The sequence below is a fragment of the Coleofasciculus sp. LEGE 07092 genome (assembly GCF_015207375.1).
Classification (GTDB): Bacteria; Cyanobacteriota; Cyanobacteriia; order Cyanobacteriales; family Coleofasciculaceae; genus LEGE-07092.
The window spans coordinates 1-17846 of the sequence record NZ_JADEWY010000025.1; the positions used below are offsets into that span (position 1 = coordinate 1).

The window sequence follows — 17846 nt, forward strand, 5'->3', positions numbered from 1 at the left end:
ACCAGAAAGCGAAATCACCGGATGAGGGATGGTATCAACAAGGCGGCAAGGTTGATTGTCAACCACTGCCTAAAATATGGCATAAGCACGATTGTTTTGGGGTGGAACGAAGGATTCAAAGATAATGTCAATATGGGGAGGCTGAACAATCAAAAATTTGTTCAGATTCCCTTAGGCAAACTTAAAGACCGATTGCAGCAATTGTGTGAAGTTTACGGTATTCGCTTAGAGGTGACAGAAGAAGCCTACACCAGCAAAGGTAGTTATCTTGATGGAGACTCCCTACCCAAATTTGGCGAAAAGCCAGAAGGGTGGAAAGCATCAGGAAAACGCATCAAACGTGGGTTGTTCAAGAGTGGTGACGGCTCAATTGTTAACGCAGACCTTAACGGCAGCGCTAATATCTTGAGAAAAGTAGCCAGAAAGTTAGGCATTGACCTAAACCGACTGGGTAGACGGTGTTTGACGACCGTAGCGAGAGTTAGATTGTGGGCTTTGCCACAATCTACTTTGTCAGCAGAATCCCCGCGTCTTTAGACCGGGGAGTGTCAAGTTCTTAATGATCATCATGGGGGCAACTGATCGACGTGCGCCTCAGGGTTTCGCCCCAGTTGCGATTGGTTTGGGGCTAACACTAATTCATCTAATTGGAATTCCCGTGACTAATGTTTCGGTCAATCCCGCACGAAGTCTCGGTCCTGCACTGATCGTAGCCATTTTCGGAGGTCACTCCTTAGCTCTCTCTCAAGTTTGGCTGTTCTGGCTAGCACCGATCTTAGGAGGAATCGTGGCAGGCTCTCTCTACTTATCGCTGTTCAGCGAATCACGACAAGAGATAGAGAGACAACCTGTAAAAACAATCCCATAAGCTAACCCAAAATTCTGAGCGTCTGTAGTCAGGTGGCGCTACTGTTCGTTTTTAACTAATTATTAGACCTCTTGCAAGCCCTACCTAAACAATGCCTGAAAGTATAAGTTTTTCATAGCAACGTTTGACTTTTGCAAGAGGTTTATCCTTTCTAAGTACCAATTCCCAGACGCGCTGCTACAGCAGGTGTCAAGGGAATCAAGGTTGCCACCATCAAAAATAGCGCCAACAAACCTAAAATTGCTCTGGTATCATCCGGTTCAGTAATTTCATTGAGGCTAGGACGCTCCAAAGACCTCTGCAAAAACAGAATCACAATCGCCCAGTACAAAATCAGCGGATTGGCAGGATTCACCAACGCGACAATTCCCAACAACACCAACGTAGCAATCGTGGCACGTCGTGCGGTCTTGCGTCCGTAGATCGCTTGCACAACCCGTCCGCCATCCAACTGTCCGGCAGGCATCAAATTTAGTGCTGTCACCACCAAACCCAGCCAGCCCACAACGGTTAGGGGATGAACATCAACGACCGCATTGTGCAAAGAACTTCCCAAAACCAGCCGTGCCAAACCTCCGACCAAAACCGAACCCTGGAAAAACTGAACGGGGACTTGAAACGCGCTTCCCTGATGAGACAGCAGCAACCCGCCCATAAGCATGAGTAGAGAGACAATGCCACCCGCCGCCGGTCCTGCTAAGGCAATATCAAATAAGGCTTGGCGATTCGGTATCAGCGATTCAAAGCGGGTAATTGCGCCAAACGAGCCAATTTGCCAACTCGGAATCAGAAACGGCAAACTCAAACGTACCTGATAGCGCCGTGCCGCCCACCAATGACCCATTTCGTGAACGGCGAAAACCGTCCAAATTCCAATACTGATAGGCAGGGCGTCCTGAAATCGTTCTGGGGTATTGAAGAAATCAAAGTTCAGCAGCAATCCTGCCGCTTCCAAGGTTGTGGCAATTGTGGCAATCAGCAAGATAATTGACAGGATTTTTTGCGGTACAGTTGCTGGTTGGGGGTCATTGCTACTGGGAAGAACGATCGTTACGGGTTTTCCTTCCGGGTCTTCCACTAAAAATAACCGATAGCGATCATCCAATCGCTCCTCCAAGCTAGCCGATAAACGGGAATGGACTTCCTCCGGATCGTTGCCCCGCAGATTGCCCTTAAAAATGACCCCTTCCTGGTAGGGAATCGTTTCCGTAGCAAAGAATGTATCAATGCCAAAAATTCCCTGAATGCTTTTGAGGTCTTCGCTGGGAATCGGCACAACCTCACTTGTAGCAGGACTGGTGCCACTTGCAGATGAGGTGAGGTTTTCTGGCGTTTTCCCCTCTGCCTCTTCTGGTTTTTCACCCTCACTCGTACCGGATTTCTCATTCAGCAGTGTCTTAGCCCGCTCCTGCAAAAACTGCTCTTGACCCGCTTTGCGCAAACGCTTGCCCAAAACGATATACAACCCGGCTGAAGCCACTAATAAAAATAGAATGCCGACGAGATTGAGGTAAATTCCGGCAGCAAACAGACCGAAAAACACTAGCCAGGGAACCGTCAGGACGACTGACTGCAACCAAGCGAGTATGCCGAGTTTGCCGTAAGACCGAGCTCGGTTGAAACCCCAACCCAGAATACCGAGTGCTACTAAAAAAATTAAAACTGTTGCAGTCGTCTCTGATCCGTTAAACATTTTTCAGCCCTTTTTACAACTTTGAATAGCGGCTCTGAGATTGCCTTGGTGTTCTGCCAGTAGCTCCTCACCTTTTTGGGGTTCCAATCCCGTCCAATGCATCAAAAGCGCCAGTTTGACCCGACGTCTACTGCTCTCTAGTAAAAAACCTGCTGCTTCTCGGTTTAAACCTGTAAGGTCTTGCAGAATTCGTAGGGCGCGATCGTGGAGTTTTTTGTTAGTGACAGCGACATCCACCATGCGATTGCCATAAACTTTACCTAGTTGCACCATAACGCCTGTGGAAAGGATGTTCAATGCCATTTTTGTGACTGTACCGGCTTTCAGGCGAGTAGAACCTGCCAATACTTCCGGTCCCACGAGCAGCCGAATATCCACGTCAACCTCCATACTCACCTGATCGGCTGGAACACAGGCAAGTAAAATTGCTGTGGCTCCTCGCTGCCGTGCAGCTTGCAGAGCACCACCCACAAAGGGAGTAGTACCACCCGCTGTGATACCGACAACAACATCCAGTTCGGTTATGTGACGATGAGCGATCGCCTCCATCCCATCTTCTTCTCGGTCTTCCAAATCTTCCGAACTCCGCACCAATGCCCCTGCCCCACCAGCAATTATTCCTTGTACCAGTTCTGGGGGCGTGCAAAAAGTTGGGGGACATTCAGCAGCATCGAGTACTCCTAGGCGTCCACTGGTGCCAGCACCGACATAGAAAAGGCGTCCTCCCTGCCTAAGGGCATTAGCCGTGAGGTCAATGGCTTGGGCTAGCTGGGTTCGAGCCCCTGCGATCGCACTGAGGGTTTTGGCGTCCTCCTGATTGAACAAATCCACTAACTCTAGTGAAGTTAGCTGATCGAGATTCTGACTATTGGGGTTAACCTGCTCCGTTAGTAGATGTCCCCGCTCCTGCAAATCCTTCATGATTTCACTTTGATGTTTGGTTATTAGTCACTGGTCATTAGTCATCAGTCATTAGACAGGACAAAGGACGAATGACAAATGACAAAAAACCAAAGTTTTAATTTACAACAATCCCTCTAACTGACGGCGAATGCGGTCAAGGTCAGATATCTCGGGTTCTTGGACGCGCTCAGTATCCATTTGCCAGTCGGTTTTTTCCACATTTTTTTCAGGAGGCGTTGCCAGCATCCCTTCTTCAATAAGCTGGGAATCATACCCTGTACTGAGGCAGAACTCCTCAATTTCCTCGATATCTATCGCTTCCACCGTAGGTTCTGGAAAATCCTGGGCTTCCAGCATCAAGCCAAAGCGGGTAGCGTCGTCCTCTGACTCAAACATCAACACCACATTGCGATCGCCAACTTGCAGGGTGTGAATTCCCTCGTTGTCTGTTCCGGCGTTAAATAAGAGAATGAATACTCGTTTCGGTGCAACCATTAGATCTGCATTGAACAAAACCGTCTTTTCCCAGAATATCTGATAAGAGCTAGGGAGTAGGGAGTAGGAAGTAAGGGCTAGGGGCTAGGGGCTAGCCTTTCTGAATCTTCTAAGGAGATGCGACCGTAACAGGCAGTAAATGTCTGAGTGGGATTTTCTTGATGGCACAACCACGCCCACATCTGGTCGCCGAGGCAAAAGTGCCACCACTCCCCAGGATGACGCCGGAACCCCACTGATTCCATGACAGCCTGCAATAATTGCCGATAGTAATGATAGGGCTTTTCTGGCTGGTTGGCGTAGTAGTCGGGATGAGAGCGCGGTGAGAGTTCGTCAATGGCAGAACCCATGTCCAATGTTTGACCCGTAGCATTTACCAGGGTAATATCCACAGCCGCACCCGTACTGTGAGGCGGTGGCGTCATGGGGTTGGTGCTAGGTAATGCCCAAAGTTGATAAACCTCCTGCCAAAGGGCGTCGCGTTGATTGTCAGATAAGGTAGATAGGTTTAAGTTCCGCGCCCGAACGACCTCAGAAAAGGTATGGTCTACCATAAATTGCTGAACGGCTATAGGTCGATAGGCATCAAAAATCTCGATCCGCCAACCCGGAGACTGCTGCTGTAGCTGAGTTTGAGCAGCAATCAGCGCTTCTAGGACACTTTGACGTAGATAGTAGGGGGAAATTTTCCCGTAAGGTGCTCCTAATTTTTGGTACGGGTGAGGTAACTCAATGGCAAACTGTGGCAAGGGAATGGGTACCAGGGATTCTCCACATTCTCGGATGGGAATTTGATGATAGGGTTTCATCTAGTTAGGGCTTCTAGTTAAGTTGCAGTCAAAGATAACAATTTCTCTCCCCTTGCTCTTGCTATCCGCTAATTTGCCTGCCCATCCCAGAAAAAAATCCCCTGGCAATCAGTGCGATTAACCAGAGGGTGTTTGAATACAGTGTTTCCTTTCACCACTTAAAATATCCGACTGCCAAAAAATGGCGAATCAGTGAATTCTCGGAAATTAACCTGGGAAACAGTCCTGAAATACCCGGATACTACGGATAAATTTCCTTTTTTGTTAAGAAGTGTAAATTTATTTTAATAAAATCGGCTGGTCGATTTTGTAACAGCTCACTCAACATTAAAATATAAGTAACTGTTATAAATTCCTAGACGTGGTTCAGGGGTCATTCGGTTTCCTGGAACACAAATAAACAGGACTTACGCCTAGACACGGAGATACTGCTAATAAACTCTATTGCGTAAGCCCTGATAAGGTCGTATGTGCTTAGATACCATTATCTGTCTCTTCCCTAAGTCACTGCCTCAGCAATAGTTCTTAATTTTTCTCCGCAAATTGGCTGATTGACTCGTTAACGATGGTGAAGTAAATTCAAGTAATTGCAATAATTTACTGGGCGCAGCACAGGTCATTAGAAACCAACTAATTCATTGCTTTGAGCTTTATTTTTCTAAAGGTTCAGTTACTTCAGGCACCGGATCATAGCCGCCTGAATGAAACGGATGGCAGCGCAGGATGCGTCGCAGCGCCAGCCAACTCCCCCGGCACAAACCAAAGCGTTCTATCGCTTGCAGGGCGTAAGTAGAACAAGTCGGGTGGAAGCGGCAGGTTGGGGGAAATAAAGGGGAAATAAAAGCTCTGTAACCTCGAATCAGCAAAATTAATAAGGTCTTCATCTTAGAACCTAAATCGAATAGAGTGGAATAAAGGCTTTGCTAGTTTCTATCGGTGGGTCTTTGCTTTACTCAATACCTTGGTTAGAATCCATACCCCCATTGTGGTGGCAAATCGGTATAGTGGCACTCGGTCTAGGTGCCATCGTCCTCTCAGCAGAAACTCTCCATCGCCGTGCCGCTACAAGTTCAGAATTAACCCGTAAGATTGTTCACATCGGTACGGGTAATGTAATTTTGATAGCTTGGTGGTTACAAATACCTGCTTGGGTGGGCATCTCGGCTTCAGTTATCGCTAGTGCGATCGCGCTTTTGTCCTATTACATCCCTTTGCTGCCCGGTATCAACAGTGTCGGACGCAATAGCTTCGGCACGTTTTTCTACGCTGTTAGTATCGGTGTTCTCATTGCCTGGTTTTGGACTCTACGCCAATTCCAGTATGCCGCGATCGGAGTTTTAGTGATGGCATGGGGGGATGGATTGGCAGGATTAATCGGTCAGAAATTCGGTCGGCATCCCTATCAACTCTGGGGCATGACTAAAAGCTGGGAAGGTTCTCTGACCATGGCTCTAATCAGCTACGCTGTTAGCAGTCTGGTTCTCTTGAGCGTTCAAGGTAATGTCTGGCAGGCATGGTTAGTGCCTGTAGCGATTGGGTTCGTTGCCACAGCTTTAGAAGCGTTCTCTAAATTCGGTATTGATAACCTTACGGTTCCCGTAGGTAGTGCAGCGTTAGCTTTTTACTTGAGTCAACTGCTATCCCTTGGCAGTTAATATTGACGATCCATTTTTCAATTTGTGAGCTATATTTTGACCAATCGGTGTCACTCTCGCTGAACACTAATACCATTTCTTGTTTAATACGCTACAAACTGACTCCCCCTGACTAAGGCGGGAGTAGTACCAGTACTGGTAGCCAATCTGGGAAGACTTGGTATAAGCCGGGTTTATTTATGATACATTTCGTAATATTATTAAGATAAGTGAACTTCCCCCCAAAGACTGATTTTTCGTTACCGCAACTTCTCTCTAATCGCAGATACCGAATGACTTTCTTTAATCCCACAGAGCCAATTATTCGCACCAAACACGAAGCACTTGATTTTCAAGATCGTCAAGGACTGTTACACCTTCATTGGAAAATGGGGCAAAAAACTCTAATTTCAAACTTTTACACGCGCATTGACCAAGTATTTATCCTCTGGGGTCTGATTTGCGCCGCGATTTTCATCACAGCTCAGTTTCTGCCCATTAGTTGGACAATCCAAGCCGGACTATGGTCAGCCCTCACCCTGATCGGCACATTGGGTATGGTGGGACTCACTAACTTTTGGGTAAAAATAGAGCGACTTCGTTGGGTACTTTACGGCTGGGTTATTCTCATGGTTGCTGGTCTGGTTCTGACAGACCTCAGCATCTTTTTGGGTTGGGGACAAATCTTGATCCGTCTTTGTCCGATGTGGTTGGGATTGAGTGCCCTTGGCTACCTCTGCACCGGCGTAGGAATGCGATCGCGTGCCTTTATCCTTGCTTGTATTACTCACCTGTTAGGCATTGCTCTCTTACAGTATGTAGGTGGCTGGCAATTTCTCACAACCGGTATTGTTATGGTAGTCAGTCTGCTTCTATTTGCAGAAGTCCAGTGGGATATGCGCTCTCCCATCGATTACGATCTGTTAAGCCTTGAACAAAGGCAGTTCAACCAAGAACAGCATCAACTGCGTCAAGTTTTGTGATACTTCATAAACTGCCCTTGTCTTCACTAGCATCGGTAAACGAGCTCATTCATCCGTAACCTTTCCTCGCATCGATTTAATCTGACCTCGCTTAGTTTTGCTATCCAAACGCCTTCTTTGAGAACTCCGAGTTGGCTTGCTGGGTTTACGGCGTTTGGGTAATATGATCGCGCTTTTAATCAAATCTTGTAATCGTTGCAATGCCTCTTCCCGGTTCTGCTCCTGACTGCGGTGTTCTTGAGCCTTGATGACAATCACCCCATCCTTGGTAATGCGCTGGTCGGAAAGCTTCAACAGCCGCTCTTTGTTGCGTTCCGGCAGGGAGGAAGCCGTGATGTCGAAGCGCAGGTGAATTGCACTCGCCACCTTATTGACATTTTGCCCTCCTGCTCCTTGAGAGCGCACTGCACTCATCTCAATCTCATACTCTGGAATGCTCACATTGTTAGAAATTTGTATCATAATTTAACAATTGTCCAGAGATGGGTTGCATCAGTCGTTGAGCAAATTTTACCTTGGTTCACCGATGATCTCCACCGCAGACCGAGTTGTAAGGAAAGCAAGCCGATGGATCGATTGAACTTCAATATAGTCCAGCAGTTCTGGACGATCGCCAAATCCTATTGGTCAGGGGATGAAAAATGGCAAGCTAGAGGATTACTGCTGGGAGTTGTGCTGTGTCTGCTGGCGTATACGGGGTTGAGTGTGGTACTCAACAACAAGCGAGGGGTGCTGATTTCATCCCTCTCAGCCCAGGATGAAGCCCGTTTCTGGCAAACCGTAATCATTTTCATCGGTGTGTTGGTGATTTATGCACCTCTGTTAGCAGGCTATACTTATCTGCGCGATCGCCTCAGTTTGCAATGGCGGAAATGGCTCACCCATCGATTCGTGGATAACTACTTTCGCGATCGCGCCTATTACAACCTACATATCTCAGAAACAGAGATTGATAACCCGGATCAGCGGATTGCGGAGGATGTTCGCAGTTTTACCCAGGAGTCTCTCACCTTTTTGTTGGTGTTGGTGGAGTCGGTGCTGTCGGTGATTGCTTTTAGTAGTGTACTCTGGGGTATTTCTAAACCTCTGGTGTTTTTTCTGGTGCTGTATGCCCTGATTGGCACGCTGGTGACAACGGTTGTGTTTGGTAAGCCGCTTGTCCGACTCAACTTTGAACAACTCAAAAGGGAAGCCAACTTACGTTTCAGCCTGGTGCGAATTCGGGAGAATGCAGAAGCGATCGCTTTTTATCGGGGGGAGGAGCAGGAATCGAATCAGGTCAAGCATCGGTTTTTGGATGTCTTTGAGAATGTCAAACGGTTGCTAGTTTGGGAGTTGAACTTAAATATTCTGACGAATGCTTATGAGTTTATCCCCTTCGTCCTGCCAGCTCTGGTTGTCGCACCCGCGATTTTTGCAGGAGAAATGGAGGTGGGCAAAGTTTCTGAAGCGCAGGGAGCTTTTATCCGCGTCTTTTTCTCGCTCAATCTTGTCGTTGCCCGCTTCCAGCAATTAACCACGTTTGGCGCTGGAATTAATCGTCTCTATACCTTTGCCCAGTTTTTAGAACAGACAGAGGCAACCCAGGAATCCGACGAGCAACAGCCACGGATTCAGACGGTTGAGGCAGATCGTCTGGCAGTGGAACACCTGAGTCTGCAAACACCTAATTATCAGCGGACGTTGGTAGAAGATTTGTCGATAGAGTTACCTGCTGGGCAGGGACTTTTGGTGATGGGGGCGAGTGGTTGCGGCAAAAGTTCGCTGCTGAGGGCGATCGCAGGATTGTGGGATTCTGGCACGGGTGCGATCGTTCGTCCTGAATCTGACCAGATTCTATTTTTGCCGCAGCGTCCTTACATGGTATTGGGTACTCTCCGCGATCAACTGCTTTATCCCAACAGTCATCTTGAGGTAGAGAACGAACATTTGAAGCAGGTTTTGGAGCAGGTGAATTTAGTGGGTTTAGATGAACGATTTGGTGGCTTTGATGCCGAACAGGATTGGGCAGATGTCCTGTCTTTGGGCGAACAACAACGGTTGACTTTCGCCCGGTTGCTGCTGAACAAACCGAACTATGCCATCCTGGACGAAGCAACCAGCGCGTTAGATTTGGGGAATGAGGAGCGGTTATATCAACATTTGCAGGCGAAAGGCACTACTTTTTTGAGTGTGGGGCATCGCTCTACGTTGGCAAATTACCATCAGTCTTTGCTGGAACTTTCCCAGGATAAGACGTGGCAGATTAAACAGCCTGTGGCTCTGATTGAAGAACAACCGGAGTACCCGCAAGGGACTCAAGTCCCTTGCTAATAGCTCAAGTCCACTTAAGTGGACTTTGGCTATGAGACAGGGGTTTGAACCCCTGGCGGGATAACAACGGAGGAATCAGCCATTGCAGGTTTTGTCATTAGTAAATATTCTCCCGCCGCAAGGCTTCGTCTGGCAGATTGGGGCTGTCTTTGTGGCTTTGTACCCACTGTATTAATCGTTCTGCCCGTTCTTCAGGTGTGGCGGTTGCCCAAAAGATTGTTTTGGGGGAACGGGGGACAGGATTAAGCGATCGCCTTCCACCCCGTCCGGCTGTCTATGTGGCTGAAGCTAAAACAACAGATGAGGCTAGGGAGATTCATCGCAGGCTCTGGAATTTAGGAAATGCACCTTTTCTAGTCATTCTCCTTCCTAATGAAATTAGAGTCTACACAGGGTTTGATTTCTCTGTGGAAAATGAAAAAAAGGGCTTAGTAAAGAGAATAGAAAAGATAGATAGCGTACTCAGTCGCAGAGCAACCTTAGCTGGATTGCTGCATTTAACCGAGATTCTAGAGCAACGCTTTAATGGCTCTATTTTTTCCTTACCCCCAAACATTAGGGAGGTAACCAGTATAAATGAAATCGTTGCTCTCGTAGCATCTACTTTCAAGGGGGATGATCCTGCATCAGGGCAGCTACATCTTGACTTTGAAGCGTATAACTTCTTCTACATTCCAGTTGAAACGCTGTCATCCATCTATGAGCAGTTTCTACGAGAACAAGGAACGGGTAAAGAAGTTGGTGCCGTCTACACGCCTGAGCCTGTTGCAGATTACTTACGTGCTATTTCAATTTTATTAAATTCAAGTGTTATTCAATATTTCTTGTTTTTTAATAGCTCTTCATGGGGGGTAGGGCGTAGTAAGCTTTATGCTAAAGATTTAAGGCAGATTGCTCTACCTGAACTTTCATCAGAACAAGTCAAAGAACTTGCAGAGCTAGGAAAAAGACTAGCGTACTTGGAAAAATTTACAGATACTCCAGATGATTCTCTTCAGCATTTATTAGATAATGTTGTGGAATATATTTTATTAATTCCTAAAAATATTGGAATCGTTGCTAGAGAATTCATTTCTATTAAATTACAGCTTAATAAAGGTAAATCTGTTGTTCCTGCAACTGCATCTCCGAGTGAAGAGCATCTTCAAAATTATGGTCTATATCTGAGATATGAACTAGATTATTTTACAGAAGGTAGTGGACTGAGACATAAAATTAAATTGATATACTCAAGTAACTTGATTGTATGCTCAGTAGAATTTGTTCAATCAGATGCTCCTATAAATGTGAGTATTGAGAAGGAGCAGGGAGACTCATCTTCATTTCTTACTTACATTCAGGAGAAGACAAAACAACGTTTTAGCCAATGGGTGTATGTGCAACGAAGCCTGCGTATTTTTGAAGATTCAAGAGTTTACATCTGTAAGTCTCCACGTTTAATCGACTGGACTAGAACACAAGCTCTAAATGATTCGGATGACATCATCGCAGAAATACTGTCTGCAAACCGTGAACTACATGAGGTGGTTCGATAATGGGGGCAGAGAATCTTAACTCATTTGCGCGGAGTTCATATGATTATGGGTTTCGGCGAGATGCACACCAGCTTCTTGCCTGGGGGTATCAAGATGTCTTGCCACAAGTTCATTGCAATCTCACAGAAGAGGAGATTACAGGACTTATAGTGGAAGCGATTGAGAAGAGGCTTGATGATCCTTCTACTCCAGAAAAATTCGACAGATATTCAATTGATGAAGAGAAACCAATTTCTGTCCTTAAAAAGAGGGGAGTCAGATGTTGCTGTGCTTTGGATATCACGGGGGACTTTAACTGAATTATCCCCCCTCATTTCTACTGCCAGAGTAAAGCATCTTGCTAGAATTCCGGTATCTGTTTCCCGTGAGCAATTTTATAGATCTAATATTACCGTTTCTTTAGTCGTTAAATACATAGCAATACCCTTCTCGTAATAAGCTGCTTCGTTGATAAAGACTGGATAGGTGACTGATTCTCCCTGATAGGAATGCACAGAGCCATCAAAACTCAGAAATATTGGCTCTCCTGGATTGAGAGCTTCATAGTCCTTAAACTGAAGCTGAGGGTGAATCATCGCCTGAATTTCGCCGTCATCATTTCTTGGATAATCAATACTCCCGCTATATTGGTATACGGTAATAGTGCTGGGAATCGGGAGTATTTTCCCCTGATTAGACTGCTCTATATAATCCAAAATTAAAGTAATAATATCTTCCGTTTGTTGAAATAATTCTGCATTCAGAACCCCTTGAGAAATAGAACCAACCTCAAGGGTAAAGCCCAGTTCACAGAGACTTCTGAGGTAAGGACTGTCTTGAGCAGATTGTTTATTTTGCAAAATTTTTACCGCCGGATTGATAGCACTCAGATAAGCTGCTAAACGCCAAAGAAAGGGATGTTCATTGAACAAAATGAGGGTTAACCCCATGTTGGCAGTTGAGCTGTGGATATCGATCAGAACATCGACTTTCCATTCTTGTATTTGTTTAGCAATTTCTTTAGCTCGCCGTTGTTCAACACTGCCGAGCATTGGGTTTTGCAAATCTTGAGGTTTAAAGCAGCGATTTAAGTCCATGTCTATGTAGCGATTTCCGACTTTAACCGCTTTTGGGTTAGCTAATAATGTAACAGTTTCAAACGTAGAACGCTGAATCAGATGGGGTGATTGTTTAAATTTTTTCACTAAATATACACCTGTCAATTCATTGCCATGAGTACCACCAACAATGGCAACTCGATTGATAGTTTTATTAATCATGAGATTCCCTCCCTGATTCGATAGGTTGAGTTAGTACTGAGGATTATTGCTTTTCTGCCCTTAATACTTAACATAGGAGTGATGAGGAGTAAGAGTTACTTTACTTCCCGGCAATGTCCAAAATCTTCAGCGGATAGGGAGTTATCGATTGAGCAATTTAGGAACAGATGCTTACGTTACAGATAATGACAGTTTGGCGGTGCGATAATTCCTCTGCCGTCTTAGACCAGTTCCTGAAGGTGAAACAGGGTAAAACACAATCCCCGTAGCCCTCGCATCCCAATGAAGTGCAATCAACAGCATCATTCAGATAACTAGCCTAGGGTAGTAGATTGTTATACTTCAGACGGGAGATACTATATTAATCGGAACTGATTATAGGAAATGCAGCCCACCGACCCGAACAAGTTTACCGAAACAGCCTGGAAAGCGATCGCTCAATCCCAAGATGTTGCCCGTCGCTTCAAAAACCAAAATCTCGAGGTGGAGCATGTGGCGATCGCCATGTTAGAACAAGAGGGTCTAGCCACGCTGATTCTATCGCGGGTTACGGTTGATGTACCGACGTTCAAGCAGCAATTGGAAGCCTTTGCCAACCGTCAAGCCAAAGTTAACAACGTCGATCAACTGTACCTCGGTCGCGGCTTAGACCTAATGTTGGATAATGCAGAGGCATCCAGAGCTACCCTACAGGACAACTACATCGCCGTCGAACATTTACTGCTAGGTTTAGCCGCTGACGAACGGGTAGGACGGCGCTTGTTCAGAACCTTAAACCTGGATAGCGAAAAGCTAGAGGCAGCAATTAAAGCCATCCGGGGTTCACAAAAAGTCACCGATCAAAGTCCAGAAGCTCGTTACAATGCCCTTGAGAAATACGGGCGGGATTTGACCGAACAGGCTAAAGCTGGCAAACTCGACCCCGTAATCGGACGGGATGAAGAAATCCGCCGCGTGGTGCAGGTACTCTCGCGGCGCTCAAAGAATAACCCCGTTCTCATCGGCGAACCCGGAGTCGGTAAAACTGCGATCGCCGAAGGACTGGCACAGCGTATTATTAACGGTGATGTTCCCGAATCCCTGAAAAATCGCCAGTTAATTTCCTTGGATATGGGAAGTTTAATTGCTGGGGCGAAATATCGGGGCGAATTTGAAGACCGACTCAGAGCTGTATTGCGGGAAGTTACCAACTCAGACGGGCAAATTGTCCTGTTTATTGATGAATTGCATACAGTAGTGGGAGCCGGTGCCGGTCAAGGGACAATGGACGCCAGTAACCTGCTCAAACCGATGCTGGCGCGGGGAGAATTGCGGTGTATTGGTGCCACAACCCTAGACGAGTACCGCAAGCATATCGAAAAAGATGCGGCATTAGAACGCCGCTTTCAACCGGTTCTGGTACAGCAACCCACGGTAGAAAATACTATTTCAATTCTGCGGGGACTCAAGGAACGCTACGAAGTTCACCACAACGTCACCATTACCGACTCAGCACTGGTAGCAGCAGCAACGCTATCCAACCGCTATATAGCAGACCGATTTCTACCCGATAAAGCCATTGATTTGGTGGATGAGGCGGCAGCAAAGCTGAAAATGGAGATAACCTCCAAACCAGTGGAATTGGAAGCCATTGACCGCAGGCTAATGCAGCTCAAGATGGAAAAGTTATCCCTAGAAGCAGAAAGCCAGCGCCAGGGTGTAGCCGCCGTTAGCAGTACCTACCGTACCTCTCAAGAACGCCTCGCCGGAATTGAAGAAGAAATTGACAATTTAGAAGGGAAACACGAACAACTTAACAATCAGTGGCAATCGGAGAAGCAACTCCTAGAAGAAATCAACAATCTTAAAAAAGAAGAAGACCAACTCCGGGTCAAGATTGAGCAGGCAGAACGCGCCTATGATTTGAATCAGGCAGCCCAGCTCAAATACGGGCAACTGGAGCTTTTGCAGCACGACCGCGAAGCCAAAGAGAGCATGATGTTGGAGTTGCAAACTCAAGGGACAGCCTTGCTGCGGGAACAAGTCACGGAAGCCGATATTGCCGAAATTGTGGCTAAGTGGACAGGGATTCCCGTCAAGCGACTACTGGAATCGGAACGGCAAAAGTTATTGCAGCTAGAAGGTCATTTGCACAAGCAGGTGATTGGGCAATTAGAAGCGGTAGCGGCGGTTGCAGCGGCAATTCGTCGCGCTAGGGCGGGGATGAAAGACCCCGGACGCCCCATTGGTTCCTTCTTGTTCTTGGGTCCAACGGGTGTGGGGAAAACGGAACTGGCAAGGGCGCTGGCACAGTTTCTGTTTGATAGTGAGGATGCTATCGTCCGGATCGATATGTCGGAGTACATGGAGAAGCATGCGGTGTCGCGGTTAGTTGGCGCACCTCCGGGATATGTGGGTTACGAAGAGGGAGGGCAACTCTCAGAAGCAATTCGGCGGCGTCCCTACTCGGTGGTGTTGCTGGATGAAGTGGAAAAGGCGCACCGGGATGTATTTAACATTTTGTTGCAGGTACTTGACGACGGACGCATTACCGACTCTCAGGGGCGGACGGTGGATTTCCGCAATACAATCGTTGTCATGACTAGCAATATTGGCAGCGATCATATTTTGAGTGTTGCTGGGGATGATTCGCAGTACGAGGAGATGCGGAAACGGGTGACTCAGGCGTTGCGATCGCATTTTCGCCCAGAATTTGTTAATCGGGTGGATGACATCATGATCTTCCACACCCTGACGCGCACAGAACTGAGTCAAATTGTGATGATTCAACTACAACGGATTCAGCGTTTGTTGGCAGATCAAAAAATTGTGATCGAACTTTCATCGGAGGCTCGGGATTATCTGGTGGATGTGGGTTATGATCCGGTTTATGGTGCTCGTCCTTTAAAACGGGCAATTCAACGGGAATTAGAAAATCCGATTGCGACAAAACTGTTGGAAAATACCTTTGTGGCAGGAGACACGATTGTTGTCGATTGCGTCGATAATGTTCTGACGTTTAATAAGAAAGGTGCAGTGAATTTGCCAGAACCTCAATCGGTTCACTGAGTTTGAGTAAAGTTCTGTGAAAAAAGAGGGCAAGACCCTTGTATACAAAAGCTTTACCCTCATTCTTTGACTTTTTCACTTACATAAGGTATAATCCCTACTCCCTGCCTTTATCAAGGTATACCTCACCCGATAGAGAAACGCTATAGTTAGCGAGAACCATTACCATTGATTGCCAGTACATGATCAGCGAGCTTACCGGGGACTTCTTGGAGATGGTCGTACTGCCAGTTGAAGAAACCAACACCCAAGGTAAGCGATCGCAACTCGACAATAAAGTCATGCATTTCAGCTTGGGGTAGGTAGGCAGAAACACAGTCCCAACCCTGCCAATCTATACGCGGTTCATAGTTGAGAATTTGTCCGCGCCGTCCAGATATCAGTTGTAGAACTTTGGACGTAAACTCTGTGGGTGCACAGACCTGAACCGACATAATCGGTTCTAGGAGCGTCGGTTCACACTTGAGCATCCCTTCCGTCATTGCTAGTCGTGCCGCTTGCTTGAATGCCTGTTCGGAACTATCGACAGAGTGGTAAGAACCGTTAGTCAGCGTTACTGCCACATCCACTACGGGGAAGCCCAAAGGACCTTGTGACAAATACTCCCGCACTCCTGTCTCTACACCGGGGATATATTGCTTCGGTACAACACCACCGACTATTGTTTCTGAAAAGTTAAAACCTTCGCCACGAGTCAGGGGCTTGATGTCAAGGTAGACATCGCCAAACTGCCCGTGACCGCCACTTTGGTGTTTGTAACGCCCGTGGGAGGATGCTGATTTGCGGATTGTTTCTTTATAGGGAACTCGTGGCAGATGAGTAGTCATGGGCAAATTGTATTTGCGCCGCAGTCGGTCGAGGGCAATCTGTAGGTGGATTTCCCCTTGTCCCCAAAGGATAATTTCGTGGGTGTCGCCGTGTTGTTCCCAAGTCAGAGAGGGGTCTTCTTCGAGTAGCTTAGTAACAGCACCACTGAGCTTCACTTCGTCTTTGCGATTTTCAGCGACGATCGCTAAGGCATAGACTGGAGTTAGAGAATCCGCTTTTGGTAATTCTCGTCGGGCTTCTCCGGTGTCAGTCGTTAAAGTATCGCCGGTTTGAATACCTTCTAAACGTCCAATGGCGACAATATCACCTGCATTGACCTCCGAGACAGACTGCTGTTGCTGACCGAGGAGGTGGTATAAACCACTAGCCCGGACGCCATTGAGAATGCTGCCGTCTGTTAGTTGACCTTGCCATAGGCGCACGAGGGAGAGTTTACCACCTTGAGGGGTGTAATAGGTTTTGAGAACTTGTGCCACTGGGGTTTCTGTTTCGCCTTCGAGTCCCCGCCGTTGGGCAGTGATTTCTGGAGCTGGAGCTTCTCGCAATAGGGCATCCATCAGGTGGCGGACACCATAATCTTGTTCGGCAGCACCCACGAATACAGGTACAATCAAGTCGGCACCCAATTCCATTTTCAGGTCTTGGATGATTTCTTCTTGAGGCGGCTCGATTTCTTCTAGGAGTTCTTCTAGCAAGTGGTCGTCAAAGTCAGCTAAGGACTCTAACATTTCTTCCCGTGCAGCCTGTTCAGCGTCTTTTAAGGATTCGGGTAGGGGTACGGGGTCGGCGGGGGCACCTGCATGGTAATGATAGGCTTGTTCGCTGACTAGATCAATAAACCCGATTAGCTGTTCTTGTTTGCCAATCGGGTACTGGTGAGGGACTAGGGGGCGGCTGGAAACCGCTTTTAGGGCGTCTAAAATTTCTCGGTAGGGTTGACCACAAGTGCCGCCGTCACAGGTAAGACGATCGACTTTGTTGATAAAGATTAAGTGCGGGATTTCCCAGTCGTCGAGGAATTTGAATAAAGGAGCAAGGGTGAGGATGCGATCGCTTGTGGGTTCGCAAACCACGACAGCGGCATCCACCCCAATTAAGGCGTTGTAGGTTTCTTGGGTAAATTCAATAGAACCAGGGCAGTCGATGAAGTTGAAGCGAATTCCTTGGTATGTAGTACTGGCAGCGGTAACTTCGACGGTCATTTGGCGATCGCGGGCTTCGTTGGCACTATCGCCAACTGTGTTACCGTCTTTAATATTACCTTTGCGAGTGATGGCTCCGGTAACAAATAGCAAACTTTCTAATAGGGTGGTCTTGCCACTTAAATAGGGACCAACAATTGCCACATTACGGGTGGCTTCAACGGCTTTTTGGGTCATGATCGTTCCCCCAGAATCAATAATAGTGATGAGGTGATGGGGTACTGATGTGAGGTTGTGTTCCATTGGCACCACTTGCTAAAGAGGCAACCTCTCGAT

General features: G+C 47.0%; 14 protein-coding genes and 1 pseudogene. 7 read left to right on the forward strand and 8 right to left on the reverse strand.

The genetic code is table 11. The annotated features are described in order from the left end of the window. Both IQ257_RS08395 and IQ257_RS08400 read left to right on the forward strand, forming a co-directional pair. A partial coding sequence (locus tag IQ257_RS08395; RefSeq protein WP_193872944.1) for an IS200/IS605 family accessory protein TnpB-related protein occupies nt 1-537 on the forward strand: 537 nt, incomplete at its 5' end. A 16-nt stretch (nt 538-553) separates the two neighbouring features. Then, nucleotides 554-868, forward strand: a pseudogene (locus tag IQ257_RS08400) (aquaporin); the annotation flags it as partial. Nucleotides 869-1019: 151 nt separating this feature from the next. On the opposite strand, the gene IQ257_RS08405 reads toward IQ257_RS08400, so the two are convergent. From IQ257_RS08405 to yidD, 5 genes are all read right to left on the reverse strand, one after another. Beyond that, nucleotides 1020-2561: a site-2 protease family protein gene (locus tag IQ257_RS08405; protein ID WP_193872945.1), complete on the reverse strand. Its 1542-nt coding sequence runs from the start codon at nt 2559-2561 to the stop codon at nt 1020-1022. Between the two features lie 3 nt (nt 2562-2564). Then, the gene (gene murQ / locus IQ257_RS08410; RefSeq protein ID WP_193872946.1) at nt 2565-3482 is read right to left on the reverse strand and encodes an N-acetylmuramic acid 6-phosphate etherase; all 918 of its coding nucleotides are present in this window, start codon (nt 3480-3482) and stop codon (nt 2565-2567) included. A gap of 102 nt (nt 3483-3584) precedes the next feature. Beyond that, the gene (locus IQ257_RS08415) at nt 3585-3959 is read right to left on the reverse strand and encodes a DUF3110 domain-containing protein (protein ID WP_193872947.1); all 375 of its coding nucleotides are present in this window, start codon (nt 3957-3959) and stop codon (nt 3585-3587) included. A gap of 77 nt (nt 3960-4036) precedes the next feature. Continuing rightward, entirely contained in the window at nt 4037-4768 is a 732-nt protein-coding gene (locus tag IQ257_RS08420; RefSeq protein ID WP_193872948.1) for a M15 family metallopeptidase, read from the reverse strand. A gap of 650 nt (nt 4769-5418) precedes the next feature. Then, the gene (gene yidD / locus IQ257_RS08425; protein ID WP_193872949.1) at nt 5419-5652 is read right to left on the reverse strand and encodes a membrane protein insertion efficiency factor YidD; all 234 of its coding nucleotides are present in this window, start codon (nt 5650-5652) and stop codon (nt 5419-5421) included. 36 nt (nt 5653-5688) lie between these two features. On the opposite strand from yidD, the gene IQ257_RS08430 reads away from it, so the two are divergent. After that, entirely contained in the window at nt 5689-6423 is a 735-nt protein-coding gene (locus tag IQ257_RS08430; protein ID WP_322744252.1) for a diacylglycerol/polyprenol kinase family protein, read from the forward strand. A 272-nt stretch (nt 6424-6695) separates the two neighbouring features. Beyond that, entirely contained in the window at nt 6696-7385 is a 690-nt protein-coding gene (locus IQ257_RS08435) for a hypothetical protein (protein ID WP_193872950.1), read from the forward strand. A 45-nt stretch (nt 7386-7430) separates the two neighbouring features. Here IQ257_RS08435 and arfB read toward each other — a convergent pair whose 3' ends face one another. Further along, a complete protein-coding gene (arfB, locus tag IQ257_RS08440; protein ID WP_193872951.1) occupies nt 7431-7847 on the reverse strand; it encodes an alternative ribosome rescue aminoacyl-tRNA hydrolase ArfB in 417 nt (138 codons plus the stop codon). A gap of 105 nt (nt 7848-7952) precedes the next feature. Here arfB and IQ257_RS08445 point away from each other — a divergent pair, with 105 nt between their 5' ends. Further along, a complete protein-coding gene (locus IQ257_RS08445; RefSeq protein WP_193872952.1) occupies nt 7953-9698 on the forward strand; it encodes an ABC transporter ATP-binding protein/permease in 1746 nt (581 codons plus the stop codon). A 197-nt stretch (nt 9699-9895) separates the two neighbouring features. Continuing rightward, nucleotides 9896-11233 carry a hypothetical protein gene (locus IQ257_RS08450; RefSeq protein ID WP_193872953.1) on the forward strand — a complete coding sequence of 446 codons (1338 nt, stop codon included), beginning with the start codon at nt 9896-9898 and terminating at the stop codon, nt 11231-11233. A 374-nt stretch (nt 11234-11607) separates the two neighbouring features. Here IQ257_RS08450 and IQ257_RS08455 read toward each other — a convergent pair whose 3' ends face one another. After that, entirely contained in the window at nt 11608-12492 is an 885-nt protein-coding gene (locus IQ257_RS08455) for an aspartoacylase (RefSeq protein WP_193872954.1), read from the reverse strand. A gap of 384 nt (nt 12493-12876) precedes the next feature. On the opposite strand from IQ257_RS08455, the gene clpB reads away from it, so the two are divergent. Continuing rightward, entirely contained in the window at nt 12877-15540 is a 2664-nt protein-coding gene (gene clpB / locus IQ257_RS08460) for an ATP-dependent chaperone ClpB (RefSeq protein ID WP_193872955.1), read from the forward strand. 149 nt (nt 15541-15689) lie between these two features. On the opposite strand, the gene IQ257_RS08465 is transcribed toward clpB, so the two are convergent. Further along, the gene (locus IQ257_RS08465; protein WP_193872988.1) at nt 15690-17747 is read right to left on the reverse strand and encodes an elongation factor G; all 2058 of its coding nucleotides are present in this window, start codon (nt 17745-17747) and stop codon (nt 15690-15692) included. Between the last annotated feature and the right edge of the window lie 99 nt (nt 17748-17846).